Origin of the sequence: Novacetimonas pomaceti (genome assembly GCF_003207955.1) — a bacterium.
Classification (GTDB): Bacteria; Pseudomonadota; Alphaproteobacteria; order Acetobacterales; family Acetobacteraceae; genus Novacetimonas; species Novacetimonas pomaceti.
Genome location: NZ_NOXG01000002.1, coordinates 234,561 through 261,028, shown reverse-complemented (window position 1 = coordinate 261,028; position 26,468 = coordinate 234,561). Strand labels below are relative to the sequence as shown.

22 protein-coding genes are annotated in these 26,468 nt (G+C 66.2%); 10 read left to right on the top strand and 12 right to left on the bottom strand.

Annotated elements, in window-relative coordinates:
- Position 1: 1 nt before the first annotated feature.
- Positions 2-2,986, top strand: a complete 2,985-nt coding sequence (locus CFR71_RS03530; RefSeq protein WP_110527566.1) for an ATP-dependent DNA helicase — start codon at positions 2-4, stop codon at positions 2,984-2,986.
- A 22-nt stretch (positions 2,987-3,008) separates the two neighbouring features.
- On the opposite strand, the gene CFR71_RS03525 is transcribed toward CFR71_RS03530, so the two are convergent.
- The 3 genes from CFR71_RS03525 to CFR71_RS03515 form a co-directional block, all read right to left on the bottom strand.
- Entirely contained in the window at positions 3,009-3,212 is a 204-nt protein-coding gene (locus tag CFR71_RS03525) for a cold-shock protein (RefSeq protein WP_110527040.1), read from the bottom strand.
- A gap of 314 nt (positions 3,213-3,526) precedes the next feature.
- On the bottom strand, positions 3,527-5,176 hold the full coding sequence (gene groL / locus CFR71_RS03520) for a chaperonin GroEL (RefSeq protein WP_110527037.1): 1,650 nt from the start codon (positions 5,174-5,176) through the stop codon (positions 3,527-3,529).
- 59 nt (positions 5,177-5,235) lie between these two features.
- Positions 5,236-5,526 carry a co-chaperone GroES gene (locus CFR71_RS03515; RefSeq protein WP_110096383.1) on the bottom strand — a complete coding sequence of 97 codons (291 nt, stop codon included), beginning with the start codon at positions 5,524-5,526 and terminating at the stop codon, positions 5,236-5,238.
- A 490-nt stretch (positions 5,527-6,016) separates the two neighbouring features.
- On the opposite strand from CFR71_RS03515, the gene CFR71_RS03510 reads away from it, so the two are divergent.
- Positions 6,017-6,679: a dienelactone hydrolase family protein gene (locus CFR71_RS03510; protein ID WP_110527034.1), complete on the top strand. Its 663-nt coding sequence runs from the start codon at positions 6,017-6,019 to the stop codon at positions 6,677-6,679.
- Between the two features lie 298 nt (positions 6,680-6,977).
- Here the strand turns inward: CFR71_RS03510 and CFR71_RS03505 are convergent, their stop codons facing one another.
- Both CFR71_RS03505 and CFR71_RS03500 read right to left on the bottom strand, forming a co-directional pair.
- Complete coding sequence (locus tag CFR71_RS03505; RefSeq protein ID WP_110527031.1) at positions 6,978-7,886, bottom strand: S-methyl-5'-thioadenosine phosphorylase; 909 nt, start codon at positions 7,884-7,886, stop codon at positions 6,978-6,980.
- On the bottom strand, positions 7,876-8,712 hold the full coding sequence (locus CFR71_RS03500) for a cytochrome c1 (RefSeq protein ID WP_110527028.1): 837 nt from the start codon (positions 8,710-8,712) through the stop codon (positions 7,876-7,878). Before CFR71_RS03500 ends, CFR71_RS03505 begins: the two co-directional genes overlap by 11 nt.
- Before the next feature lie 194 nt (positions 8,713-8,906).
- Between CFR71_RS03500 and hemF the strand changes: the two genes are divergently transcribed.
- Both hemF and CFR71_RS03490 read left to right on the top strand, forming a co-directional pair.
- A complete protein-coding gene (gene hemF / locus CFR71_RS03495; RefSeq protein WP_110527025.1) occupies positions 8,907-9,815 on the top strand; it encodes an oxygen-dependent coproporphyrinogen oxidase in 909 nt (302 codons plus the stop codon).
- Between the two features lie 71 nt (positions 9,816-9,886).
- Complete coding sequence (locus tag CFR71_RS03490) at positions 9,887-11,044, top strand: hypothetical protein (protein ID WP_239020249.1); 1,158 nt, start codon at positions 9,887-9,889, stop codon at positions 11,042-11,044.
- A gap of 7 nt (positions 11,045-11,051) precedes the next feature.
- Here CFR71_RS03490 and CFR71_RS03485 read toward each other — a convergent pair whose 3' ends face one another.
- From CFR71_RS03485 to CFR71_RS03465, 5 genes are all read right to left on the bottom strand, one after another.
- Positions 11,052-11,651: a Smr/MutS family protein gene (locus CFR71_RS03485; RefSeq protein ID WP_110527017.1), complete on the bottom strand. Its 600-nt coding sequence runs from the start codon at positions 11,649-11,651 to the stop codon at positions 11,052-11,054.
- 308 nt (positions 11,652-11,959) lie between these two features.
- Entirely contained in the window at positions 11,960-13,369 is a 1,410-nt protein-coding gene (locus CFR71_RS03480) for a cytochrome-c peroxidase (RefSeq protein WP_110527014.1), read from the bottom strand.
- A gap of 121 nt (positions 13,370-13,490) precedes the next feature.
- A complete protein-coding gene (locus tag CFR71_RS03475; protein WP_110527011.1) occupies positions 13,491-14,351 on the bottom strand; it encodes a DNA-methyltransferase in 861 nt (286 codons plus the stop codon).
- A 39-nt stretch (positions 14,352-14,390) separates the two neighbouring features.
- The gene (mltA, locus tag CFR71_RS03470; RefSeq protein ID WP_338065918.1) at positions 14,391-15,620 is read right to left on the bottom strand and encodes a murein transglycosylase A; all 1,230 of its coding nucleotides are present in this window, start codon (positions 15,618-15,620) and stop codon (positions 14,391-14,393) included.
- A gap of 40 nt (positions 15,621-15,660) precedes the next feature.
- Positions 15,661-16,344, bottom strand: a complete 684-nt coding sequence (locus CFR71_RS03465) for a Tim44/TimA family putative adaptor protein (RefSeq protein WP_110527005.1) — start codon at positions 16,342-16,344, stop codon at positions 15,661-15,663.
- Positions 16,345-16,567: 223 nt separating this feature from the next.
- Between CFR71_RS03465 and secB the strand changes: the two genes are divergently transcribed.
- The gene (gene secB / locus CFR71_RS03460) at positions 16,568-17,101 is read left to right on the top strand and encodes a protein-export chaperone SecB (RefSeq protein ID WP_110527002.1); all 534 of its coding nucleotides are present in this window, start codon (positions 16,568-16,570) and stop codon (positions 17,099-17,101) included.
- A 59-nt stretch (positions 17,102-17,160) separates the two neighbouring features.
- On the opposite strand, the gene CFR71_RS03455 is transcribed toward secB, so the two are convergent.
- Complete coding sequence (locus CFR71_RS03455) at positions 17,161-17,937, bottom strand: uroporphyrinogen-III synthase (RefSeq protein WP_239020248.1); 777 nt, start codon at positions 17,935-17,937, stop codon at positions 17,161-17,163.
- The gene (hemC, locus tag CFR71_RS03450; RefSeq protein ID WP_110526997.1) at positions 17,927-19,003 is read right to left on the bottom strand and encodes a hydroxymethylbilane synthase; all 1,077 of its coding nucleotides are present in this window, start codon (positions 19,001-19,003) and stop codon (positions 17,927-17,929) included. The genes CFR71_RS03455 and hemC overlap by 11 nt, the downstream gene beginning before the upstream one ends.
- Positions 19,004-19,074: 71 nt before the next feature.
- Here hemC and tsaD point away from each other — a divergent pair, with 71 nt between their 5' ends.
- The 5 genes from tsaD (at position 19,075) to mutS (ending at position 26,454) form a co-directional block, all read left to right on the top strand.
- The gene (gene tsaD / locus CFR71_RS03445) at positions 19,075-20,184 is read left to right on the top strand and encodes a tRNA (adenosine(37)-N6)-threonylcarbamoyltransferase complex transferase subunit TsaD (protein ID WP_110526994.1); all 1,110 of its coding nucleotides are present in this window, start codon (positions 19,075-19,077) and stop codon (positions 20,182-20,184) included.
- A 280-nt stretch (positions 20,185-20,464) separates the two neighbouring features.
- On the top strand, positions 20,465-21,445 hold the full coding sequence (locus tag CFR71_RS03440; RefSeq protein ID WP_110526991.1) for an NAD(P)H-dependent glycerol-3-phosphate dehydrogenase: 981 nt from the start codon (positions 20,465-20,467) through the stop codon (positions 21,443-21,445).
- Between the two features lie 181 nt (positions 21,446-21,626).
- Positions 21,627-22,112 (top strand): glutathione peroxidase, encoded by a 486-nt coding sequence (locus CFR71_RS03435; RefSeq protein ID WP_110526988.1) that lies wholly within the window; start codon positions 21,627-21,629, stop codon positions 22,110-22,112.
- 36 nt (positions 22,113-22,148) lie between these two features.
- Positions 22,149-23,723, top strand: a complete 1,575-nt coding sequence (gene murJ, locus CFR71_RS03430; RefSeq protein WP_110526984.1) for a murein biosynthesis integral membrane protein MurJ — start codon at positions 22,149-22,151, stop codon at positions 23,721-23,723.
- A gap of 103 nt (positions 23,724-23,826) precedes the next feature.
- Positions 23,827-26,454, top strand: coding sequence for a DNA mismatch repair protein MutS (gene mutS, locus CFR71_RS03425; RefSeq protein ID WP_110526981.1), 2,628 nt, complete (start codon positions 23,827-23,829; stop codon positions 26,452-26,454).
- Positions 26,455-26,468 lie beyond the last annotated feature (14 nt).

Sequence of the window (26,468 nt, the reverse complement as noted above, 5' to 3'; positions counted from 1 at the left end):
CATGACAGCCCCCCCGTCCCTGCCGGATACCGCGCCTGCCCTGATTGCCAGACATGGCGCCTGTTCGGTCCTGACGCCGGATGGGGAAATCCTGTCGCTGTCGCCCGCCGACGTGCGGCGCGAACTGCGCGACTGGCCCGCGCCGGTCGTGATCCATGCCCCCGCCACCGCGCGTCGCCTCGACCTGCCACCGCCGGGGCAGCCGACCCCGTGGCTGGATCTGCTGGAACTGTTCGCGTTCGCCATGCCCGCGCGGACGGTCCCGCCAACCGTGCGCGGACTGGGCCGGGCGCTGGATTTTCCCCTCGCCCGGATTGAAAACGCCGAAGCCGACCTGCTGCTGGACATGGCCGACGACCTGCTGGGCCGGATCGCACGCCAGCGCCACGGCGCGGATGGCCCCATGATGGCCGCGCTGGCGTTCAGGATGCGCCAGATGGGCTGGGCGTGGGGCGACAGCGTATGCCACGCGCTTGGCGTCGGCACGGCCATCCCCCCCGAGGACCTGCAGCCCAACGACGCGATCCGGGTCTGGCGCACCCTGCCGAAGTGGGAGGAAGCCGCCCCGCGTCCGCCCCCCGGCCCCCATCCCGTCACCCCGGCGGAAGCTCGCGCCCGGCTGAGCGAGATCCTTGGTCCCGATGCGCAGACCCGCGCGGGACAGGCGGATTTCGCCGATGTCGCCACCGCCGCCTTTGCCCCGCGCGACAGGCGCGGCGCCCCGCACATGGTCCTGGCGGAGGCAGGGACAGGCACGGGCAAGACGCTGGGCTATATCGCGCCCTCCAGCGTGTGGGCGCGGCGCAATGACGCCGCCGTATGGATCAGCACCTATACCCGTCACCTCCAGCGGCAGATCGAATCGGAACTGTCGCGCCTTTATCCCGAACCCGCCATCCGGCGCGAACACGTGGTGATCCGCAAGGGACGGGAAAATTACCTCTGCCTCCTCAACATGGAGGAATCGGTCAACATCGCGCTGTCGCGGGGAAGCAATGCCGCAGGGGCGATGATCGGGCTGTGCCTGATCGCGCGCTGGGCCACGGCCAGCGCCGATGGCGACCTTTCGGGGGGGGACCTGCCGGGATGGTTCGGCGACCTGTTCGGGCGCGGGCTTCTGGCCGGGATCGCGGACCGGCGGGGCGAATGCATCCATGGCGCCTGCCCGCATTACCAGCGCTGTTTCGTGGAACATTCGATCCGCCGCGCCCGGACGGCCGACCTTGTCATCGCCAACCATGCCCTTGTGATGTCGCAGGCCGCCTGGCACGCCCTGGACGGCGCGGGCACCGGCAGCGAGGACAATATCCCCACGCGCTATGTCTTTGACGAGGGGCATCACCTGATGGATGCCGCCGACAGCGCATTTTCCACCGAACTGTCGGGGCTGGAGGCGGCGGAACTGCGTCGCTGGCTGCTGGGCGCCGAAGGGGCGCGGTCGCGCGCGCGCGGGCTGAAAAGGCGGCTCGACGACCTCGTGGTCGGCATGCCGCATTTGGAAACCCCGCTGGACGCCGCCCTGCTGGCCGCCCATGCCCTGCCCGCCCCCGGATGGTCCGCCCGCCTTGCCGACGTCCGCCCTACCGATGCCCACCCTGCCGACGCGCAGGACGCGCCGCCGCCTGAACCCGACGCCCCGCCGCCGCAGGGCGAACTGATCGAAACGGCGGCGGAACCGGTCGAGCCGGTGCTGTCGAATCCGACGGAGGCCCTGCTCCACCTGCTGCGCCAGCAGGCGCTGGCCCGGACCCATGGCGCCCCCGGCGGCCCGCAGCGCGGCACGGTGGAATGCGACCTCCACCCCGTCCCTGCCCCCCTGACCGAAGCCGCGCGGACGCTGGCGCGCGCGTTGCAGCGCCTGTCCACGCCGCTGCGCACGCTGGTCGATCGCCTTGGGGAACGGCTGGAAGATGATGCCGACATGCTCGACAGCGTGTCGCGCGAACGTATCGAGGCCGCGATCCGATCCATCCGCAAACGCGCGCTGGCACGCGTGGATGGATGGATCGCCATGCTGGGCGCCGTTGGCGACGGCAGGTCGTCCGAACCGGGGGATACGCCGCAATATATCGATTTCATCCGCCTTGACCGGCGCGAGGGACAGCGGCCGGGCGAACGCGATGTCGGGCTTTACCGTCACTGGCTGGACCCGACCATCCCGTTTTCCGCCGTACTGGCCGCGCCCGCGCACGGGCTGCTGGTGACATCGGCCACCCTGCGCGATGAAAATGGCAGCGAGGACGAGGACGAAGCCGAACGCGCATGGGAAGCCGCCGAGGCCCGATCCGGCGTCACGCACCTGCCCATGCCGGCGCTGCGCGCCTCGCTCGCCAGTCCGTTCGATTACCGCAGGCAGAGCCGCGCCTTCATCATAACCGATGTCGCCCATGACGATCCGGCCTCGCTGGCGGGGGCGTACCGCACCCTGTTCGAGGCTTCGGGCGGTGGGGGGCTGGGGCTTTTCACGGCGATATCACGACTGCGCGACGTGCATGCGCGCCTGGCCGGACCGCTGGAGGCGGCGGGCCTGCCGCTTTATGCCCAGCATGTCGATCCGATGGACAATGCCACACTGGTCGATATTTTCCGCAGCGAACGCAATTCATGCCTGCTGGGGACCGACGCCATGCGTGACGGCGTGGACGTGCCCGGACAGGCGCTGCGTCTGGTTGTGTTTGAACGGGTGCCATGGCCGCGTCCCGATATCCTGCATCGCGAACGACGCATCCATCTGTCGGGCGGGGCACCATCGCGGTACGATGACCGCATCGCGCGCCTGCGGCTGCGCCAGGCCTTTGGCCGGCTGATCCGCAGCGAAAGCGATCGTGGGGTCTTTGTCCTGCTGGACCGGCGCACCCCGTCGCGCCTGCTGTCCGCCTTTCCGGCGGGCGTGGCCGTCCACCGCATGGGACTGGCCCATGCGGTGCGGGAAATCACCCGGTTTCTGCAAACCGGTGACGGAACGCACGGCGTCCCGCCAACGTGATCCTTCGGCAGCCTGTCAGGGCCTAGAGCGGCTTGAGGTTGCTTGCCGCCGCCTTGCCACGTTCCATCGTGATGTCGTAGCTGACGGGCTGGTTCTCATCCAGACCACGCAGACCAGCTGCCTGCACTGCGGTGATGTGCACGAAAACGTCCTTGCCACCATCGTCAGGCATAATGAAACCAAAACCCTTGGTCGCGTTGAACCACTTAACTTTTCCGGTTGCCATAGCCGATATACTCTCCTGCGCCTCTTTGCCGGTCCCAATACCGGGAATTCGGGCTCTTGCCTTTACGGTCATGAAAAAAACAGGGCATCCGGAAAAACACCCAGTCGGATTTCACGTCGTTCGTGCTGCCTATAGGGGCAGCATGAATAGCTGCCCCTTGTCAAATCGCATCTTTTAAAAAATGCTTGTAAACATAAAAAAAGGGGAAGACGGACATGCCGCCTTCCCCTTTTTCGCGTTGCCGCGGGGCCCGGAAAATGGAGGAACGGTCCCGGCCGGAAACCGCGCCCCCACTTTTTCCGTGGTGGAGTGGATCAGAAATCCATTCCGCCCATGCCACCCATGCCGCCCATGCCACCTTCGGGCATCGCGGGCGCCTTCTTCTCCGGCCGTTCCGCCACCATCGCTTCGGTGGTGATCAGCAGGCCGGCAACCGACGCCGCGTCCTGAAGGGCGGTGCGCACGACCTTCATCGGATCGATGATGCCGGCGGCGACCAGATCCTTGTAGGTGCCTTCCTGCGCATCGAAGCCGAACGGATAGCTGTCGTTCTCCAGCACCTTGCCGGCGATGACCGCACCATCTTCGCCCGCGTTGTGGGCGATCTGGCGCAGCGGGGCCTGCAGGGCCTTGCGGATGATGTCCGCGCCGACGCGCTGGTCGTCATTGTGGAAGTGCAGGTGACCCAGCGTCGTGGACGCACGCGCCAGTGCCGTGCCACCACCCGGAACGATGCCTTCCTCAACCGCGGCGCGGGTCGCATGCAGCGCGTCATCGACACGGTCCTTGCGTTCCTTCACCTCGATTTCGGTCGAACCACCGACGCGGATCACCGCGACACCACCGGCCAGCTTCGCAAGACGTTCCTGCAGCTTTTCACGGTCGTAGTCGGAGGTGGTTTCCTCGATCTGCGCGCGGATCTGGCTGCAGCGGCCCTTGATGGCCTCGCCTTCGCCCGCACCCTCGACGATCGTGGTGTTTTCCTTGTCGATGTGCACCTTCTTGGCGGTGCCCAGCATGTTCAGCGTGACGCTTTCGAGCTTGATGCCCAGATCTTCGCTGATGACCTGGCCGCCGGTCAGGATCGCGATGTCTTCAAGCATCGCCTTGCGACGGTCGCCAAAGCCCGGAGCCTTCACCGCGGCGATCTTCAGGCCGCCACGCAGCTTGTTGACCACCAGGGTCGCCAGCGCCTCGCCATCGACGTCCTCGGCGATGATCAGCAGCGGACGGCCCGACTGCACGACCGCCTCAAGCAGCGGCAGCATCGGCTGCAGCGACGACAGCTTCTTTTCATGGATCAGGATGTAGGGGTTATCCAGATCGACGGTCATCTTTTCCGCGTTGGTCACGAAATACGGCGAGATGTAGCCGCGGTCGAACTGCATGCCCTCGACAACGTCGAGTTCGGTGTGCAGGCCCTTCGCTTCCTCGACGGTGATCACGCCCTCGCTGCCGACCTTCTGCATGGCCTGCGAGATCATTTCCCCGATTTCCTTTTCGCCGTTGGCGGAAATCGTGCCGACCTGCGCCGTTTCGGCGGGGGTGGTGATCTTCTTGGTGTTCTTCTTCAGTTCCTCGACAACCGCGCCGACAGCCTTGTCGATGCCGCGCTTGAGGTCCATCGGGTTCATGCCGGCGGCAACCGCCTTGGCACCTTCGCGCACGATCGCCTGCGCCAGGACGGTCGCGGTGGTCGTGCCGTCACCGGCGATGTCGTTGGTCTTGCTGGCGACTTCGCGCACCATCTGCGCGCCCATGTTCTCGAACTTGTCAGCCAGTTCGATTTCCTTGGCGACCGACACACCGTCCTTGGTGATGCGCGGTGCGCCAAAGCTCTTGTCGAGGACAACGTTACGTCCCTTCGGACCCAGCGTCACCTTGACCGCATCGGCCAGGATATCAACGCCACGCAGCATGCGCCGACGTGCTTCATCGCCGAACTTTACGTCCTTGGCAGCCATTTTCAGTTTCTCCAGTAGGAAAGGTTAAATTGATCGGACAGAAGGAAAGCGCGAAAGGATCAGGCGACAACGCCCATGATGTCGCTTTCCTTCATGATGAGCAGTTCCTCACCATCGATCGTCACTTCGGTGCCGGACCACTTGCCGAACAGCACGCGGTCACCAGCCTTGACGTCGAGGGCGACAATCTGGCCCTGCTCGTTACGGGCACCCGGCCCGACCGAGATAACCTCGCCTTCCATCGGCTTTTCCTTGGCGGTCTCGGGGATGATGATCCCACCAGCCGTCTTCTCCTCGCTCTTCAGGCGACGGACAACCACACGGTCATGCAGGGGACGAAATTTCGTCATTGGATGGATCGCTCCATAATCTAAAAAAGGTAACGCCCTTGAATTAAGCAACGCCACCGGTTTGGCGCGCGCGCCAGGCCGCATCGCGTTAGCACTCCCCTCATGAGAGTGCTAGAGAGCAGATAGGAAGCCCCCTTTTTGGTGTCAAGGGACGACACGGAGATTCCGGCGCAAGTTTCCATCCCCCATGGCCGGCAGTTCATGCCAGCCCGTTCATTGCGAAAATATCACTTGTCCATCAAACGGTTAACCGGACATTGCGCGCCCGTCCTCCGCGCCACGCCAGTCACCCGGCCATTGCATGGCGCCAACACGTCCCCTGCATGTTCCCGGCCCCATCCATGGGATGACACGGGCGGGGATAACGTCCGTGAGGAGACCATGTGTCGGAGAGCGGAACGGATGTGATATAGGTACATCCACGCGACGATAACGACAGGATCGTTACCTCAACACAAACAACAACCCAGGAATCAGGGGGGAGACATACATGGGATCGATCATCACCCTGTCCGCCGCGGACAGGCATCAGTTTTCCGCCTATCGCGCCGGACGGCCGGACGCCCCGCGCGCGGTGGTGGTGGTGCAGGAAATATTCGGCATCACCCCCTATATCCGCGCGGTCTGCGACCATCTGGCCAGCAATGGTTACCAGGTCATCGCGCCCGCCATTTTCGACCGCGTGCGGCGCGATGCGATCCTTCCCTATACCCCGGAGGGAATGAAGGAAGGGCTGGACCTGCGCGCGCAGGTTCCGCTGGAAAAGACCCTGCTGGACCTGAGTGCGGCGGCAGAGGGGCTTACGACGGAAAAGAAGGGGATCATGGGCTTCTGCTGGGGTGGCACGCTGGCGTGGGAGGCCGCATGCCGCACCACCGACTTCGCCGCCGCGGTGGGATGGTATGGCGGCGGGATCGCCGCCGAACGCGCGCTGACGCCCAACTGCCCGGTGCAGCTGCACTTTGGCGCGGAGGACGCGCATATCCCGCCCACGGACATCGATGCCATCCGCGATGCGCATGAGGATATCGAAATCTTCGTCTATGAAGGCGCGGACCACGGTTTCGGCTGCACCGACCGTGCCAGCTATAACGAGGCGGCGGCGACACTGGCGATGCAGCGCTCGCTCAGCTTCTTCGAACACTGGCTCTGACAGGACGCTGACCTTATGGCGGGGCGGGGCGACGCGACTCGTGCCATCCCGCCTGCAGGCGGGCATTCGCCCGGCACTGCCATGACCCTTTCGATCAAGGGGCGCGCAACGCGCGCCCTTGATCGAAAGACATTCATTCAGAGAATGTCTAAAAATAACTCCTTGATAAAAATAAAAGTTTTTGGGTGTCGCCTTTTTTCAAAAAGGCGACGTTCTTCGAAGCTTTTTGAAAAAAGCTTCACCAAAAACTTTTACAATTCCAGGGCATTATCAGGGTCGCCTTATTCAAACAGCGCGTTCAACGCGGGGACAGCACCCGGCCCGCGATCGCATCCAGCTTCGCCAGCAGTGCGGGATCGCGGCGATCGGGGGCAGTAATGATGGCATGTTCCAGCGCGCGGTCGCATCCGGCGTGACACGGGCCGCGCGGCTTGCCCAGCTGCGGGATCACGGCACGGACCAGCGCGCGGGCACGGCTGGAGTTTTCCTGCATCACCTTGACCACCGCATCGACCGTCACGCTGTCATGGGCGTCATGCCAGCAGTCGTAATCGGTGACCATCGCGACGGTGGCGTAACAGATCTCCGCCTCGCGGGCGAGCTTGGCTTCGGGCATGTTCGTCATGCCCACGACCGAACATCCCCAGGAGCGGTACAGGTTGCTTTCCGCGCGGGTGGAAAACTGCGGCCCTTCCATCACGAGGTACGTGCCACCGCGCGTGACATCCAGCCCCAGCGTCCGGCATTCCCCCTCCAGCACGTCACCGATGCGCGGGCACAGCGGGTCGGCCATGCTGACATGCGCGACGCATCCGCTGTCGAAAAACGTCTTTTCCCGCGCGAAGGAACGGTCGATGAACTGATCGATGACCACGAAATGACCGGGCGGCAGTTCCTCCTTCAGCGATCCCACGGCGGAGAGGGAGACGATGTCGGTCACGCCAGAACGCTTCAGCGCGTCGATGTTGGCGCGATAGTTCAGCCGTGTCGGCGGCAGCGGATGCCCGCGCCCGTGACGCGGCAGGAAAACGCAGCGCACGCCATCCAGCCGCCCGAACAGCAGCTGGTCCGACGGCTTCCCCCACGGGGTTTCGACCGTGCGCCATTCCTTGTCTTCCAGGCCCTCGATATCATAGAGGCCGGATCCTCCGATCAGGCCGATGACAGGCTCGATCACCTCGGACTTGGGGGCGGGTTCAGTGGACATCGGACCATATTCTCCGTTTCAGACAAAAGGTAAGGACAAGCAGCACAAGCAGGAAGGCGATGACACGCACCCCCGTGCGATGGCGTTCCTCCAGATGGGGCTGCGCCACCCAGGCAAGGAAGGTCACGACATCATCGGCCTGCTGCGCCGCCGTGGGCGACGTGCCGTCCGCATAGGTCACGCCGCCATCATGCAGCAGCGGCGGCATGGCGATCAGCCCGTTGACGGCATAGGGGTTGTAGAAACTGCCTTCGGGCACCTGCGTCCCGGGGGGCGGGGACTGCCCGTATCCCAGCAGAAGGGCGCGCATGCGATCCACGCCCCCCGGATAGACCACCGCAAGGCGCGACTGGTCCGGCGGGCGGGCGCCGTGATTGGCGGCGACAGCCGCCGCGGGCGAGGCATAGGGCGAAAGGAGATGGTCATCCGACGTCGCGGGCCGCGAAACCGGCTTGCCCGTGGCGTCGGTCCCGGCGCGGACATGATGGGCATGGGCGATGCGGCCCACCTGCTCCTCCGTCAGGCCCATGCCGCCAAGATCGCCATAGGTCACCGCCGTCATGCCATGGCACGAGGCGCAGACCTGGTCATAAACGGCATAGCCACGTTGCACCGCCGCCATGTCGAAATGGCCCAGCGGTCCCGTGAAGCTCCATGAATGGCGGGGGACGGGCGTGGGCGACTGGGCGCGGGCGACGCCCGGCAGGCCACCGGCAACACCCGCCAGCGCAAGGCAGGCGACAAGCGCGCCGGTCGCGAATGCGCCGGGACCTTTTCCAGGTGCTTCGGGGCGCGATGACCGTATCGTAAAGGCTTCAGGCTTCATTACAGGCGCGAATATGCAACATGGTGATCCGGTCATGTCCGTGTCGGCAGCAGGCATGGCCGCCTGCGTTCATCCGGCGCCGAACATAGCCGCCCCCGTTGCCTTTTCCTAGCGGCGGCACGAGCCGTCTTGCAATCGAAAGGACAAACAGGCACCCATACCCAATCACGGACCAGACCTGAAGAATGACACGAATGACCAGCCCCAGCCCTCCTCTTGCCCACGACGCCATGAAAGAGGCGGCCCGCACATGGTTCGAAAGCCTGCGCGACCGCATCTGCGCCGCCTTTGAACAGATCGAGGACGAAGCCGCGCGCGCCGGTTCCCCCGTGCTTGGCGATCGCACCGCGCCGGGACGTTTCGAGCGCACCCCGTGGCAGCGCACGAACGAGGACGGGTCGTCTGGCGGCGGCGGCGTCATCGGCCTGATGCGCGGCCGGGTATTTGAAAAGGTGGGGGTCAATGTCTCCACCGTATCGGGGACCTTCAGCCCGGAATTCCGCCACAGCATCCCAGGCGCGTCCGAAGACCCGCGCTTCTTTGCGACGGGCATCAGCCTTGTCGCCCATATGTGCAGCCCGCTGGTCCCTGCGGCGCATTTCAACACGCGCATGATCATCACCACCGAAGGGTGGTTCGGCGGCGGCGGCGACATCACGCCGATGTTTCCCGACAGCGCCGAAGCCATTGCCGATGCCCGGCGCTTTCATGACGGGTTCCGGCTGGCCTGCGAAAAGCACGACCCCGAATATTATCCGCGCTTTCGCGACTGGTGCGACCGGTATTTCCACCTGCCCCATCGCAACGAACCGCGCGGGCTTGGCGGGATTTTCTATGACCGCCTGCACAGCGGCGATGCCGAGGCCGATTTCGCCTTTACCCGCGATGTGGGACTTGGCTTTCTGGAAACCTACCCCGACATCGTGCGCAACCGCATGATGGAGCCATGGACCCCCGCCCAGCGCGAGGCCCAGCTGGTCCGGCGGGGGCGTTACGTGGAATTCAACCTGCTGCATGACCGCGGCACCCTGTTCGGGCTGAAAACCGGCGGAAATACCGAAGCGATACTGATGAGTCTTCCCCCTGAGGTGCGCTGGCCCTAAATTGGCCGCACGGCTGCCGCAATGCGCGGCGAGCATCCCCTTGAACCCCCAGCCGGCGGAGTAGCCACGACTTGTCCCCACCCCCTCCCGAGGATCCGCCATCCCAATGTCGCGTCCGCCGCGCGCGCGCGGACGGGTGGGCGATGCGACGCCGGAATTTCCTGATGGGCGCCATTCCCCTTGCGGGCATGGCGCTGGGCGCGCGGGCGGGGGCTTCGGAACTGCCGGTAAAGCGGATGCCGGTACAGGCACAGTCCGTCAGCAATCCGCAGCTGCTGCTGGGCGGGGACAGGGGCAGCATGGCCGGGCGATGGGGCGGGCTGCTGGCGCCCGCGCTGGAACATGGCTTCATCCAGGCACAGAACGTTTCAACCCGGATGACGGTGGGACAGGATGGCGTCACGGCGGCCAACCTGTTCGATACCCAGACGCCGCCCGACGGCACCACCGCGCTGGCGGTTCCGGGGGCGGCGCTGGTGGCGGCCCTGTCGGGGGAACCACGCATCCATTTCGATTACACGCGCTGGCTGCCGCTGTTCTTCAGCCTGCTGTCGCCGGTCGTGATCGGCCGCGCGCAGTTACACCACAACCTCGAAAACTTCATGCGCGACCGCCCGGTGCGCATCGCGGTCTCCACCCTGACGGGGATAGAGCTGCCGACCGTGCTGGGCATGACGCTTTTCGGCCTGCGTCCCATTCCGGTCCCGGGACTGGCAAGCGTGAAGGACGCCGTCGGCGCCCTGCGCGACAATCAGGTCGATGTCATACAGATCCTCGACCCGCTGGGATCGCCCGAAACACGCGACGCGATCGCGGCACTGGCGAGGGATGGCTATCCCGCGCTGTTTTCCCTGATGGACAACATGCCGCCGGACGCCGGCACGCCGCATGTGCCATGCATGCATGACGTGCTACTGCGTGAAAACCGTTCCGCCGCGTCCTCCCTGCTCTATTCCGCGTGGACGGCGCTGGCCGGCGCCGCCTCCCTCGACATCGCGCTGGTGCTGCCGATGCTGACGCCGCCCGCCCTTGTGGCGGAATGGCGCCACGCCACGGACATCGCCATCGACAGCGCGGACATCCGCGCAATGGCCAGCGAGACGGGACGCAGGCTGGTGAGCGGGTCGGCATGCGCCGAACCCTTCCGGCAGATGGCAGGCGATGTCACGTCCGTCATGGCGCTGCGGCGCTGGCTGGCGACCCACCTGCCGGACTGGCGGATGGGATGACGGACGCCTACCGCCGCGACTGACGCCGCAGCAGGACGCGCACCGCGCCCTGATTGGCGGCATGCGGATGCACCACTGCCAGGATGAAGCGCCGCATGTCCGCCCGCCCCAGCCACAGCGGAAGTTCGCGCCGCAGGATGCCGCCATTGGCCCCGCTGCCAAGCCCGGTAATGATTTCCACGCAGCGCACATTGTCGGCACGCGCCTGAAGCAGGAACGCATGCAGGCGATGAAAGGCCGTCTGCGCGATCTGTCCATGCAGGTCCAGCCGTCGCTGCGGACGCAGCCGCCCACTGACCAGCCCGCGCCAGCTTGTGTCATCCAGACCAGGCCGCCTCACCCCGATTTCAATCGCGCTGCCACGGTCATGTTCCGTCCTGCCGTGGGAAGGGGCGTGGTGATGCAGCCCCGGCGCGGCAAGGCGGCGGATATCATCCATCGACACTGATGGTGCTGGCGGTCCTGCCGCCTGCGCGGGTTTTTCGGCGGGGGCCGCGCGTGGGGTGGCGGGACGCGCTGCCCGGGCATGGCGCAGCGGGGAAATGTCCTGTGTAAAGGCCGCCCACAGCGCCTGCTCGTCCTGATTGAGTGTCCGACGCCGCCGCACGTTTATCGCCCTTCCCCTTAGTGCTGGTCCCGTTTCGCGAAAAACAGTGCCTCACGACAGGGTAGCGTGCGGCCTGTAACAAAGCATAGTCCTATTGCCATCCCTTATCATGACGGCGGGTAATATCCGCATGAGAAAACCCCGCCACATGATGTGGCGGGGTTGAGCCGGAAACGCGCCGGAACCGGGGACGCTGCCCTGTAATCATGAAGAAGTTTTTGGTGAAGCTTTTTTGCAAAAAGCTTCAAAAGAACGCCGCCTTCAAAAAACTTCTGCCACTTTCCCAGCATGTTGTTCCGAAATACGCCTTACTGGCCCAGCGTCAGGGTCTGTCCCTGGTACTTGCCCGTCAGCGTATTGAGGAAGGCGACGATATCGGCGACATCCTGATCGGAAATGTCGTGATCCGGCGTCTGGTACCGCGCCATGTCACGCACCGCGCCATCCAGCGTCTTGACGCTGCCATCGTGGAAATAGGGCGCGGTCAGGGCGACGTTGCGCAGGTTCGGCACCTTGAAACGTTCCATGTCCTGCTGCTGGTGGGTCACGGTAAAACGTCCCTTGTCCGCATCGGTCAGGGCACCGCCACGCGCGGCGAAGTAATTCCCCTCCAGCCCCATGACCTCGAACGCCTGTCCGCCCATGGACGCGCCGGTATGACAGCCCGAACACCCGATGCTCTTGAACAGTTCATAGCCATGTTTTTCCTGCGTATTGAGGGCGGTATCATCCCCCTTCAGATACTGGTCAAACCGGCTGTCGGGGGTCAGCAGGGTCTTTTCGAATTCGGCGATCGCGGCGGTAATCGTGTCCTGGTTGATATCCGGGCTGCCAAAGGCGGTCTGGAAATCCGCGACATAGGTCGGGTCCGAACGCAGGCGGTCCGCGACACTGCCCCAGTCATGCGATCCCATTTCCAGCGGGTTCATGACCGGGCCGGCCGCCTGATCGGCCAGGGTCGCCGCGCGCCCGTTCCAGAACTGGCTCTTGTTCAGGGCGGCGTTAAAGACGGTGGGATCGTTGATCGGCCCCTTCTGCCCATAGATGCCCGTCGCCGTCACAAGGCCATCCATGCCCGCGTGCTGGAGGCTGTGGCAGCTGGCGCAGTTCAGCTCCCCGTTCTCCGACAGTTTCTTTTCAAAGAACAGGCGCTGGCCCAGCGCGACCTTGTTCGCATCGACAGGTATGGATTCGGGCACCGGCTGCACCGGTTCGGCGACAAAGCGCTCGGCAACGCCCGGCGTCATGTAATGCTCACGCCGTTCCTGCGCGATCCATGCCAGGACGGCATCGCGCTGCGCGGCCGACATATGGGCATGCCAGTGCATCAGCAGGTAAAGCGACGGGGGCATGCGGTTCTGGCGCACGACTTCCTCGATCCGGGCAAGGGCTTCCTCGCCGGGGACCTTGCCGGTCTGCAGGGCCTCGATCACGGGTTCGACCCGGAAATGGCGCAGGCCCTGATCGCGGTCGCTGCTCATCAGCTGGTTGGCGACAGGCACCTTGAAATAGAACGGCAGTTCCACCTTGGCCGCGTGACAGTAATCACAGCGCGCCTCGCGGATGACATTCAGCGCGGTGGCGGAAACCGCATCCACATCGGCCGATGCCGGCGCGGGGGCCGTTTCGTGATCGAAATGCGTCAGATAGGCCACGACACCACCATATGCCACGCCACCTGCGGCCATAAGTCCCAGAATCGCCTTTCGTACCGACATGTCCTCTTGTTCCCCCCGTCAGTGTTCAGGGGCTGTTCTGACCGATCGGCAAAGCATTTGTCAAAATAATCATTTCAATGAAAACGAGTGGAAAGTTCGATAACGCGGGCCGCGTCGCGACTCATGCCCCGCTTTCGCGCAGGGCCGCGCGCACCCGTTCACGCGCGATATCGACATATCCGCTGTCCAGGTCGATCCCGATTCCACGCGCCCCCTCCCGCAGGGCGGCGACAATGGTGGTGCCGGTCCCCATGAACGGGTCAAGCACCACCGCGTCGGGACGGCCATGCAGGCGTATGCACATCTGCGGCAGGCTGACGGGGAATGTGCCCGGATGGTTGTATTTCTGCGCCTTGCCCTGCACCGTTTCATACGGGACGAACCATGTATCGCCACGGCATCGCCGGTCCTGCCGATGGCCGCGCCGCGCGATGTTCGACTTGTCCATATAGGGCACGCCGACATCAAGCCGCCGCAGGTTCACGTCCCCCGAGCGCGTCAGGTGGAAAAGATGTTCGTGGTTGCGATGCAGGTAGCGGTGGCTGTTGACCGGCTTGAAATGACCGAACGTCTCCGTCCCGATCGAAATCGACTTCACCCAGCTGATATGGTTCTGCAGCGCGAACAGGGCGCGCAGCCGCACCATCAGTTCAAACGGCAGCCATGGCTGGGCCGAGGACCCGGCGATGTTGAGAAAGAACGACGCATCGGGTTTCATCACGCGTCGGACCTGCCGCGCGACCGCCATCATCCAGTCCAGATACCCCTGTTCGTCCAGCGTATCATTATAGGTGCTGTAGCGCAGGCCGATATTGTACGGCGGCGAGGTCACCACGACATCGACGCTTTCCGCCGGCATGCGGCGCAATACCTTCAGGCAGTCGCCGCGCACCAGCTGATGCGGCCCTTCACGATAACGCACGGTACGTGGCGGCGCGGCCCCTTGCGGACCGCCCGCCGTGGTGGTGGACCGCCCAGCCATGGCTTTCTACTCTTTTTTCGCACGATCACTGACGGACGGTCAGGACCCGTCGTCCTTGCCGTCTTTCGCTACCTTGTCCTGCCGGGCCACCGGACGGGGCAGCAGCACGGTCATCTGGCCCACCGAATGCTGCTCCGCCGCGTCCTGCGCCGCCTCAGGCCCCCAGCCGAGATACAGGTCCGCCCGTCCGGCGCCCCTGACATCCTTGCCAAGGTCCTGCGCGAAGCCCAGACGCTTCCACGCTTCCAGATGGCCCGAAGTGCTGACGGACGTATCGATCCAGACCGGCGCACCCAGCGGGATGACATGCCGGTCGACCGCCAGCGAACGGCCCGGCGTCAGGGCCACGCCCAGCGCCCCCGGCGCCCCGACATCAGCGGAGGCGGAAGCCAGTTCGGTAAAGAAGACATAATTCGGGTTCTGCTCCATCACCGCGCGCGCCTCGTCGCGATGGGTTTCCAGCCAGCCGCGAATCGCCTGGAAACTGACCTGCCCCTGCTGGAGATAGCCCTTCTGCACCATGATCTGGCCCAGCGGCACATAGGGCTGTCCGTTATGCCCGTCGAACCTGAGGCGGACGACCTTTTCATTCGGCAGGCGCACGCGCCCCGCCCCCTGCACCTGCATGAAGAACAGGTCCACCGGATCGGCAACCCACAGAAGCTCCAGCCTGTGGCGCGCCAGGGCACCATCGTCGATCTGCGCGCGGGTGGGATAGGGCACGAATTTCTTGCCCTTCCAGCGTCCGATCTGCATGTGCCCCTGTGCGTCGCGGACGCGCTGCAGGTCGGCGGGGCGGCGATAGACCGGGGTCTGGTAAATCCCCCCGCGCTTCAGGGAGCCACGGATTTCCGGCTCGTAATAGCCGGTGAACAGCGTGCCCTGACGATCCGCCGTCCCGATGCGGTACGGCTGGAACCATGTCTGAAAGAAATTGCGGGCGGCGGCACTGTTATCGGGTGCCACCGCGCGCGCGGCGGCACAGGCCGGCAGCCAGTCCCCGACATGGGTGCCCATGCCGCCCGTGTCATCGCCAAGCGCGCTGTCCGCAGGCAGCGCCCCCAGCCGGTGGCATTCCCCGGCGAAGACGGACAGGGCCTGGGTCGCGTCATCGTCGTTCCAGCCCGGGATCTTCGCAAAGGACACGGCCTTTGTCCGGGCGGGGAACCTGTGATCGGCGGAAGACTGATGATCAAGCCGGGGAGCAATGTTATGGCAGGCGCACAGCAGCAGGACCGATGCAACGGCGGAAAGACGCTTTGTAATCACTATGGGGAAATCACGCTCATGGGGGTTGTACGGGTCGGGTTCAGGCACTGCGGCTGGCGCCAAGGCGCCATTGCGTCGCCGGTGTCGCACCATCCAGAATCCGCTCGAAGGTCCAGAGGTCGGAAAACTCCGTCACGGCATCAACGCCAGCCACCGGCTGGCCATTCTGGTCCAGCGTCACGCTGATCTGGTCCGAAACGATCCGGACCTCGATCCGGGCATAGGGCAGGCTCGCATCCTCGACAAGTTCGGCATCCACGATCGCCATGTCGGTAATGTCACGGATTTCGCTGCGCAGGGTTTCATGCGCCTGCTGGCGCGACATGATCGCGGCCTCGAACGTGGTGAACGTGCTGTCGGTCAGGCGCTGGCGCAGGGTCTGGATATCGCCCGCGGCATAGGCCTGCACGATCTGGCGGAAGGCGGCCTCGGCCTCCCGGATGAAAGTATCGGGCGAAAAACCGGGCTGACGCTGTGCGATCGCGGCCAGCACCTGCCCCACGCGCGTATCGGGGGTGGGAATGTCATAGGTCGTCGCGGGCGGGACGGGTTCGGCCTTCCCCTCGATCACCGGCGCGACAGGGGCGGCGGGCTGCACCGGCTGCGGGGCGGGTTCGACGCCGACGCGCTTTCCAAGGATGCTTCTCAGGCGGAGCACCAGGAAAGCGGCGACGAGCCCCAGAAACACCAGGTCGAGGGGGAAATGCCCAAATAAAAAATCCATGCCGCCTGTCCATACCGTCGGACGGGTTGCCCCGTCCCGCTGAAAAATTCTTAGGCAAACATAGGCAACGCCTGATCCCAAGACAATGCGACCATGGCGTTTAATGTACATATCGCGGCAATTGCCCCGTCGCGCGATATGGTTGGCGAACGCGCGGAGGCATGCTACCGGCTGGAAAGACGTTTTTTTCTTCTATTTGCGTTTTCAGGGAATACAGATCCACATGACCGACACGCCTTCCATCCTTCCGAAGGACGACGAGGAACCGCAGGCACAGCCCGCCCCCCCGATGGCGCTGAACATCAACCACCAGTACATCAAGGACCTGTCGTTCGAGGTGCCGGGTGGCGCGGCGATCTTCCAGCTCATGCAGGGTGCCGCGCCGACCATTTCGATCGACATCGACACGCAGGCCAACCGTCTCCAGCAGGACCAGCCGATCTATGAGGTGACCCTGACCACCAAGATCGAGGCAAAGCTGCCTGCCGCCACGCAGGACGGGACGGCGGGCCGCACCCTGTTCATCGCGGAGCTGAGCTACGCCGCGATCGCAACGCTTGTCGCCGCGCCCGACGCCATGGTCGAACCGATGCTGATGGTCGAGGTGCCGCGCTTCATCTTCCCGTTCGTGCGCGCCATCATCTGCGACGTCACCCGCGACGGCGGCTTCCCGCCCATCGTGCTCCAGCCGATCGACTTCGTGGCGCTGTGGCAGTCAAAGCGCAATTCCTTCGCCCAGGCGGCGGGTCACGCCTGATCGCCAGCCCCCCGGACTGCCATTGATCAAGGCCCGACGGAAACCCCGCCGGGCCTTTTTCATGCCACCGGCCCCAGCGGCCCGTTCCCCAGGCACGCCAGCATGCCCGCGCTGTCGGGGGTGGACGCGACCCCGACCGACCTCCATTCCCCCATTTCCAGCACCGCTGCCGTGCGCTCGGAAATGACGATGGCCCGCACCTGCCGCAGCATCGCACGCTGCGACGCGGTCAGGGCCGCCATGAACGCCTGCGCCGTACGGGGGGAAAAGAACATGACCGCGTCGGCCCGGCCGCCGATCATCGAGGCGATCCGCGCAGGCAGACGTCCGCGCGCCATCACGCGATAGACACTGCGCCGCTGAACCCGGAACCCGGCATCGCGCAGCATCCCGGCCAGTTCCATGCCATATCCCCGCCCCACCGCCAGCAGCAGCGCGCCCGCGGCGGGGGACAGGTCATGCGCCACCATCCGGCCCAGCCCGTCGGCGGTGCCTTCATCGGCCATTTCCACATGGGCAAACCCGGCGTCGCGCGCGCGACGGGCCGTGGCCGCCCCCACGGCATAGCACGGAACATCCAGCAGGTCGGGACGCGCAATGGCCCCCACCGCCTGCCCGCTGGTCAGAATGATGGCCTGGGGCCGTGGCGCAGGGGCGAAAAGCAGGGGAAGCGCCGCGATATCGAGCATCGGTGACGCCACCGGCAACCAGCCCCGCGCCCCCACCGCCTCCATCGTTTCGGCAAGTCCCGGCGGGGGCCGGGTCACCAGCACCGCCACCCGTCCCCCTGCGGGACGGGCGGGCGTATCGTGTGTCGGGTGTTCCCTATTCGACAAAGATGTCCGCCGGGCTGTCGGCCCGCAGGCTGCGCCCCAGCGCGCGGCCCAGTCGCGCGGCATCGGACGGTGCGCCGCTGATGGAACGCTTGAGCAGGAAGGAGCCGTCCTCGCGCGCCACAAGCCCCGTCAGGTGCAGTTCCGGCGCGCCCCCGGCGACCACCGGGATCAGCCGGGCATACCCGCCGATCGGCGTACGGCACGACCCGTCCAGTTCGGCCAGCAGCGCGCGTTCGGCCGTCGCGACGGCCCGCGCCTCGTAATCCTCGATCGCGGCCAGAAGCTCGCGCAGTTCGATATCGCTTTCGCGCACCGTCACGCCAACGATCCCCTGCCCGGCGGCGGGGACCATGATGGTTGGGTCAAGGATCACGTCCGCGCGGTCCTCCATCCCCAGGCGACGCAGCCCCGCCAGCGCCAGCAGCGTCGCGTCGCACTGCCGCGCCGCCAGCTTGTCGAGGCGCGTCTGCACATTGCCGCGCAGCAGGCCGAATTTCAGGTCGGGACGCACATGCAGCATCTGCGCCTGCCGCCGGACGGAGGCACACCCCACCAGCGCGCCTTCGGGCAGGGCGGAATACGGATCCATCGGGTCGGGAGTCGCGCAGTCGGGACCAAGGATCAGGACATCGCGCGCATCCTCGCGCCGCAGGGTGCAGGCCAGCACCAGACCCGGCGGCAGCGTCGTTTCAAGGTCCTTGAGGCTGTGGACCGCGAAATCAATGCGCCCGTCGAGCAATGCCTCGTGGATTTCCTTGGCGAACAGGCCCTTGCCCCCGATCTCCGCCAGCTTGCGGTTCTGGACCTGATCGCCGGTGGTGCTGATCTGGTGTTCCTGGAACGCGCCCATGTCGCGCAGGACCGGACAGAAACGCGTCAGCACGGTCAGGAAGGCGCGCGTCTGCACCAGCGCGAGCGGGGACGCGCGCGTCCCCACCTTCAGCGGCAGCTGCCGGCGATGCGGTTCGGCGCGGGTGGTGTCCTTTCGCTGGCGTGCAGCGGCCTCGGCCGCGACTTTCTGCAGCGCGGACGATGGAGCAGGGGCGGAAGACTTTGCGAAATCCATATCGCGTGTCTATTACCCCCTCGCGATAAAGGAAAGATGACATTCGCCCCAAACGGACTGTATTTTGCACGATGAGCCTGCGCCCAGCCCCCATTCCCGACCTGCCGTCACCCGTCCTGGCGATTGAATCTTCGTGCGATGACACGGCCTGCGCCATTGTCGGGGCCGACGGGACGATCATGGCAGAGGCGACATTATCGCAATCCGGACATGTGCCATTCGGTGGGGTCGTGCCCGAAATCGCGGCCCGCGCCCACCTTGGCGCCCTGCCCGCGCTGGTGCGCGACGTGCTGGCGCGCGCAGGCATGCGGCCCGGCGATATCGGCGCGGTGGCCGCAAGCTGTGGCCCCGGTCTGATTGGCGGGCTGATCGTCGGCGCGAATTTCGCAAAGGGGCTGGCGATCGCGCTGGAGCGTCCCTTCATCGCCGTCAACCATATCGAGGCCCATGCCCTGACGGCGCGCCTGCCGGGGATTGCCCCCGATGGCGCGCCCTTTCCCTACCTGCTGCTGCTGGTGTCCGGCGGCCACTGCCAGTGCATCGCGGTGGAGGGCGTGGGCCGTTACCGCAGGCTGGGCGGGACGATCGACGATGCGGCGGGCGAAGCCTTCGACAAGGTGGCGAAGATGCTGGGCCTTGGCTGGCCCGGTGGCCCGGCGGTCGAAGCCCTGGCGCGGGAAGGCGATCCCGCCGCCTTTGCCCTGCCGCGTCCGCTGATGGGGCGGGCGGGATGCGATTTTTCCTTTTCGGGCCTGAAGACGGCGGTGGCGCAGAAGCTTGCCCCCTATGACCGCGACGCGCTCCCGCATGGCGTGGCGGCGGGACTCGCCGCCAGTTTCCAGCTTGCGGTCAGCGACATCGTGGCCGACCGAATCGGCCATGCGCTGGACATGATGCCCGACGCGCGCGGGCTGGTGGCGGCCGGCGGCGTTGCCGCCAATACCGTCCTGCGCGCCCGCCTGACGGACATCGCGCATGCACGCGGCCTGCCCTTCGCCGCGCCGCCGCTGCGGCTGTGCACGGACAACGCGGTCATGGTGGCGTGGGCGGCGATCGAGACCATGCGCGAAGCCGTGGCGCGGGGCCTGCCGATTCCCGACGACATCGCCCTGCGCCCCCGCCCGCGCTGGCCGCTGGGGGAAATGGCCGCGCGCCTTGCCGCGCCGCAGGCCGGGACCTGAACGGCGCACACCGCGCAACATCCTGAAAATCATAAAAGTTTTTGGCAAAGCTTTTTGCAAAAAGCTTTGAAAGACGTCGCCTTTTTGAAAAAAAGGCGACACCCAAAAACTTTTATAATTTTATCCAAGCAGGTGTTTTCAGCCCGACCGGGGACTTTCCGACGCGGCGTCCCTCATCCCCGGCATTCCGCAACCGGGGCATCTCCCCTTGCATGGGTTACCCCTTCGGGCGCATGCCATTACGACATTCCATCCACCACCGTCGAGGAGCAGTCCGGCCATGGGCAGCGCACGTATCGCCATCATCGGCGCGGGAGCATGGGGAATCGCGCTGGCAATACAGGCGGCGCGCGCGGGGGCACGGGTGCATCTGTGGGCGCGGCGTCGCGAAACCCTGTCATCGCGACGCACCCTGCCCCGCCTGCCGGATGCCTCCCTGCCCGAACGCATCACGCTCAGCGCGGACATGCCCGAACGCGCCGATGCGATCCTGTTCGCCGTGCCCACCCAGCACCTGCGCGATATCTGCGCGCGGGTGCCCCCCGTCGCGCCGATGATCGCATGCTGCAAGGGGGTGGAACTGTCGACCTGCCTGCTGCCGACGCAAATCATGGCGCAGGTCCATCCTACGGTGGCGCATGGCGTGCTGTCCGGCCCGAATTTCGCCCATGAAATCGCAGCCGGCCTGCCCGCCGCCGCCGTCCTGGCGTGCGACAGCGCCGTGCGCGCACGCGCGCTGGGCGACCTGCTGACCACTCCATCCTTTCGCCTTTACGCCAGCGACGATCCCACCGGCGTGCAGGTCGGCGGCGCGGCCAAGAATGTCATCGCCATCGCCGCCGGCGCCACGATCGGCGCGGGCATGGGCGAAAATGCCCGCGCGGCCCTGATGACGCGCAGCATCGCCGAACTGGGCCGCCTGTCCCATGCCCTTGGCGGGCGGGCGGAAACGCTGTCGGGTCTTGCGGGGATCGGGGACCTGATCCTGACATGCACGGGTGGCGCGTCACGCAACCAGACGCTGGGGCTGGCGCTGGGACGCGGGGAATCGCTGGCGTCCATCATGACGCGCGGCAATGGCGTGATCGAGGGCGTGACCACGGCCCCGGCGCTGCTGGAACTGGCGCGCGCGCACGGCGTGTCCGTCCCGGTCATCGAGACCGTCGCACTTCTGCTGGAGGGGACGATCGACCTGTCGGATGCGCGGGCGCGCCTGCTGAACCGTCCCGTGGGGCAGGAGTTCGCCCGTCATCAGGCATGACATATATCCGACGCACATGACCGGCATGCGCCCCCTGTTACATCATGTTCATACAAAACCCCGCCGATCCCACCGGTCGGCCCTTGACTGCGCCGGATGAATATTCGCCTATCCCCGACAGGCCGACGGCCAAAGCCATGACGGCCAGACCATACCCGTTTCCAAAGCCCGAGCGATTTCCATGACCTGTGCGTACGATTTCACGCTGCCTGCCCTGAACGGAACCCCGATCGACCTTTCCACATGGCGTGGGAAGCCCATCCTGATCGTCAACACGGCTTCGAAATGCGGCTTTACCCCCCAGTACGAGGGGTTGCAGGGACTGTGGACCACATGGCGCAGCCATGACCTGATGGTGCTGGGCGTGCCGTCGAACGATTTCGGCGCGCAGGAACCCGGCGACGCGCAGCAGATCGCTACGTTCTGCGAACGTAACTATCATGTCACCTTCCCGCTGGCGGCGAAATGCCATGTGCGTGGCCCGCAGGCGGTGCCGCTGTTCCGCTGGCTCGCGCGGGAGGGCGGGTTCCTGGCGCGGCCGCGATGGAATTTCTACAAATACCTGATCGGGCGCGACGGCGCGCTGGTGAACTGGTTCGCCTCCATCACCTCGCCCGAATCGCGTCGCGTCCGCATGGCGGTCGAACGCGCCGTCATGGACCACTGATGCCATCACCCAACGTCGCCCGGCAGGGGAGCGGAAGTGCTTAGGGGCTTCCTGACGGTTGGCGGCTGGACCATGCTCAGCCGCGTGCTGGGGCTTGTGCGCGACCAGCTGCTTGCGGCACTGATCGGGGTGGGGCCGGTCCAGGATGCCTACCAGATCGCTTTCCGGCTGCCGAACATGTTCCGCCGCCTGTTTGGCGAAGGCGCCCTGAACGCGGCGTTCGTGCCCCTGTTCTCCTCCCTGCTGGCGACCGAAGGCCCCGTCCCCGCGCGGCGCTTTGCCAATGAAACCCTCAGTGTGCTGATCGCATGGCTTACGCTGCTGACGGTGGGGGGGGAGGTTTTCATGCCCGGCGTGCTGCGCCTGCTGGCGCCGGGGTTCGCCCATGACGGCGTGCGCGACACGCTTGCGATTTCGCTCAGCCGCATCACCTTCCCCTATCTCGTGCTGATCTGCGGGGCGGCACTCGTGTCGGGGGTGCTCAATGGCATGCACCATTTCGGCGTGGCCGCCGCCGCCTATGTCAGCTTCAATGTGGTGGGAATCGCGGCCATCGTGCTTCTGCCGCCCTATGTGGGGGGCGTGGCGCATGCCGCCGCGTGGGGCGTTACGGCGTCGGGCGTCATACAGTTCGGCATCCTGCTGTACGCGCTGCATCGCGCGGGGATGACGCTGCACCCGGTCATGCCCTGCGTGACGCCACGCATCCGCATGCTGCTGGGGCGCATGGCCGTCGGCCTGCTGGGAAGCGGCATCACGCAGATCAACCTGATGATCGACACCATCATCGCCACCCTCCTGCCGACAGGCAGCGTGTCGCTGATGTATTTCGCCGACCGCGTGAACCAGCTTCCGCTGGGGGTGCTGGGGGCGGCGGCGGGCACCACCCTGCTGCCGGTGCTGACGCGCCACCTTGCCCGGGGGGAGATGGCCGATGCCCATGCCGTCCATAACCGCGCCATCGAATACGCGCTGATCCTGACCCTGCCCGCCACGCTGGGGCTGATCCTGGTGGCGGACCCGGTAATGATGACCCTGTTCGGCCATGGGTCATTTTCCGCCCGCGACGCGGTCCTGTCGGGACAGTCGCTGCGGGCCTATGCGCTGGGGCTGCCGGCCTTCGTGATGGTCAAGGTGCTGTCGCCCGGATATTTCGCGCGCGGCGATACCCGCACCCCCGTGCTGATCGGGCTGATGACGCTGGCGCTCAACCTCGTGCTCAACCTGATATTCATGCACCCCCTGGCCCATGTCGGCCCGCCGCTGGCCAGCAGCATTGCGGCCATCGTCAACATGATGGTGCTGGGGATCGTCCTGCTGCGCACGGGCGCGATGCATGTGACCGATGGCCTGATTTCGCGCCTGTCGCGGATGTCCGCCTGCACGGCCATCATGGGGGTGGTGGTCATGCTGTGCTGCCTGCTGACGCCTGCGGGTCACATGATGGAAATGGGGGGCACCGCGCGCCTGCTGACGCTGGGCGCGGTCATGACGGCGGCGATGGCGACATACGCGACGGGCCTGCACCTGACCGGGGTGATCGACATGGGCCGGGTCAGCGCCGCGATACGCCGCCGGCTGGGCCTGCGCCCCACGTCCCCCCGCGCATGAACCCCGCGCGGCCGGCGGGCTGGCAGCGCCCGGGAAGCCTTTTGGCGCGCGTCGGCATCGGGGGTCTGGAAAATCGGCCATGGCCCCTTTACACATCCACACCATGACCATCCCCTCCCCCGAAGGCGCCACCCCGGCCATGGCGCAATGGTTCGCCCTCAAGGCGGAGCATCCCGAAGCCCTGCTGTTTTTCAGGATGGGCGACTTCTACGAACTGTTCTTCGCCGATGCGGAGGCGGCGGCGGCGGCACTTGACATCTCGCTGACGGCGCGGGGCACCCATGCGGGCGCGCCCATCGCGATGTGCGGCGTGCCGGTCCACGCGGCGCCAGCCTATCTCGCACGCCTGATCCGCCGGGGCTTTCGCGTATCCGTCGCGGAACAGACGGAGGCCCCGCGAAAAGGACGCGGCGCGGCGAAAGGCCCCCTGCGGCGCGAGGTCGTGCGGCTGGTCACCCCCGGCACCCTGACCGAGGACGAACTGCTGGAGGCGGGACGCCAGAACCTGCTGGCCTGCATCGTGGCCGGGCGGTCGCACGCGCGGCTGGGCGTGGCGTGGATCGACATTTCCACCGGCCTGTTCGAAACCGCCACCGTGGGGGCGGAGGGGCTGCAGGACCTGCTGGGACGGCTGGACCCGGCGGAAATCCTGTGTGCGGAGGACATCGCGCTGGGCGATTTCGACAGCCGCCGCGCACCGCCCGTCATCCCCGTCGCGGCGGCCGTCGCGCGCGCGCGCATGGCCGAGACGTTCGGCGCGGCCAGCCTGGACGCGTTCGGCACGTTTTCGGACGAGGAAGCCATGGCGGGCGCCACCGCCATCGACTACATCCGCCGCAGCCAGGCGGGGCAGCTGCCGCGCCTGTCGCGCCCGCAGCCCCATGACAGCACGGATGTCCTTGGCCTCGACCCCGCGACACGCGCCAGCCTCGACCTGCTGCGCACCCGCGACGGGGAAAACACGCACACCCTGTTCGCCGCCGTCGACCGCACGGTAACGGCGGCGGGCAGCCGCCTGCTGAGCGAATGGATCGCCGCCCCCCTGACGGACGTGGCGCGCATCACCGCACGGCAGGACGGATGGACGTGGCTGCTGGACAAGCCACAGGTGCGCCAGTCCCTGCGCGATGCGCTGCGTCCCGCGCCCGACGTGGCGCGCGCGCTGGGCCGCCTGTCGCTGGGCCGGGGACAGCCACGCGACGCTGCGGCGATCCGCACGGCGCTGTCCACCGCGCGACAGGTCGCGGCCATCGTGCGTGAAACGACGGACGCCCCGGCGCTGGTCCTGCGTGCTACAGCCCACCTGGACAAGGCGACGGAGCTTGAGGCGCTGCTGGGCCGCGCCCTGTCCGACAGCCTGCCCGCGCGGCTGGAGGATGGCGGCGTCATCGCAGGCGGATATGACGCCGAACTCGACAGCGAACGCGAACTACGCGATGGCAGCCGCCGGGTCGTCGCCGCCCTGCAGCAGGAATATGCCGATGAATTCGGCATCTCCAACCTCAAGATCCGCCACCATGCGCAGCTTGGCTACGTGATCGAGGTGCCATCGGCCGCCTCCGCCCGGCTGAAGGGGCGCGACGACCTGATCCTGCGCCAGGGCACCGCCAGCGCCGCGCGGTTTTCCACCGACCGCCTCGTCACCCTCGACCAGCGCATCATCGAGGCCGCCGAGCACGCGGCCGCGCGTGAACGCGCCCTGTTCACCCAGCTTGTCCAGCGCATACTCGACGAACCGGCCCTGCCCGACATCGCAACCGCGCTGGCGGTCCTCGATATCGTGCAGTCATGCGCCGAACTGGCGGGCGGGGGAACATGGTGCCGTGCGGCCATCAGCGACGACACCACGTTCGACCTGACCGACTGCCGCCACCCGGTGGTGGAGGCGGCGCTGCCGCGCGACGCGCGCTTTACCCCCAACAGCTGCGACCTGTCGCCCGACCGGCGCGTCATGCTGCTGACGGGGCCGAACATGGCAGGCAAATCGACATTCCTGCGGCAGACGGCGCTGGCGGTCATCCTGGCGCAGGCGGGACTGCCGGTCTGTGCCGCGGCCGCGCGCATCGGCATCGTCGATCGCCTGTTTTCGCGCGTGGGCGCGGCGGACGACCTGGCGCGCGGGCGTTCCACCTTCATGGTGGAAATGACGGAAACGGCCGCGATCCTGAACCAGGCCGGTCCGCGTTCGCTGGTGGTGGTCGATGAAATCGGGCGCGGGACGGCAACGCTCGACGGGCTGGCGATCGCGTGGGCCGTGCTGGAGGCCATGCATTCGACGCTGCGGTGCCGGGCGATATTCGCAACGCATTTCCATGAACTGTCCGAACTGGCCGAAAGCCTGCCGCGCCTTGCCCCCCATACGATGAGCGTGCGCGAATGGAAGGGCGAGGTGATTTTCCAGCACGAGGTCATCGCCGGCACGGCGCGGCGCAGCTGGGGCGTGCATGTCGCGCGGCTGGCGGGCGTGCCCGAACCCGTGGTAAAACGGGCCAGACGCCTGCTGGCGGGACTGGAAAAGGAACGTCATGCCGCGGCCCCCGCCCTGCCCCTGTTCGAGCGGGTGGGCGCGTCCCCGGCGGCGGCGGAACCGGCCATGCCCGCACTGCCGGAAAAAGTGATCGAGATGGTCATCGCCCTCGACCCCGACGGACTGACCCCGCGCACGGCGCTCGACACCCTTTACCAGTTAAAAAAACTCCTACATTCCAGTAAGGAACCTCTGGACCCGTAACAGCAAAGACCGGC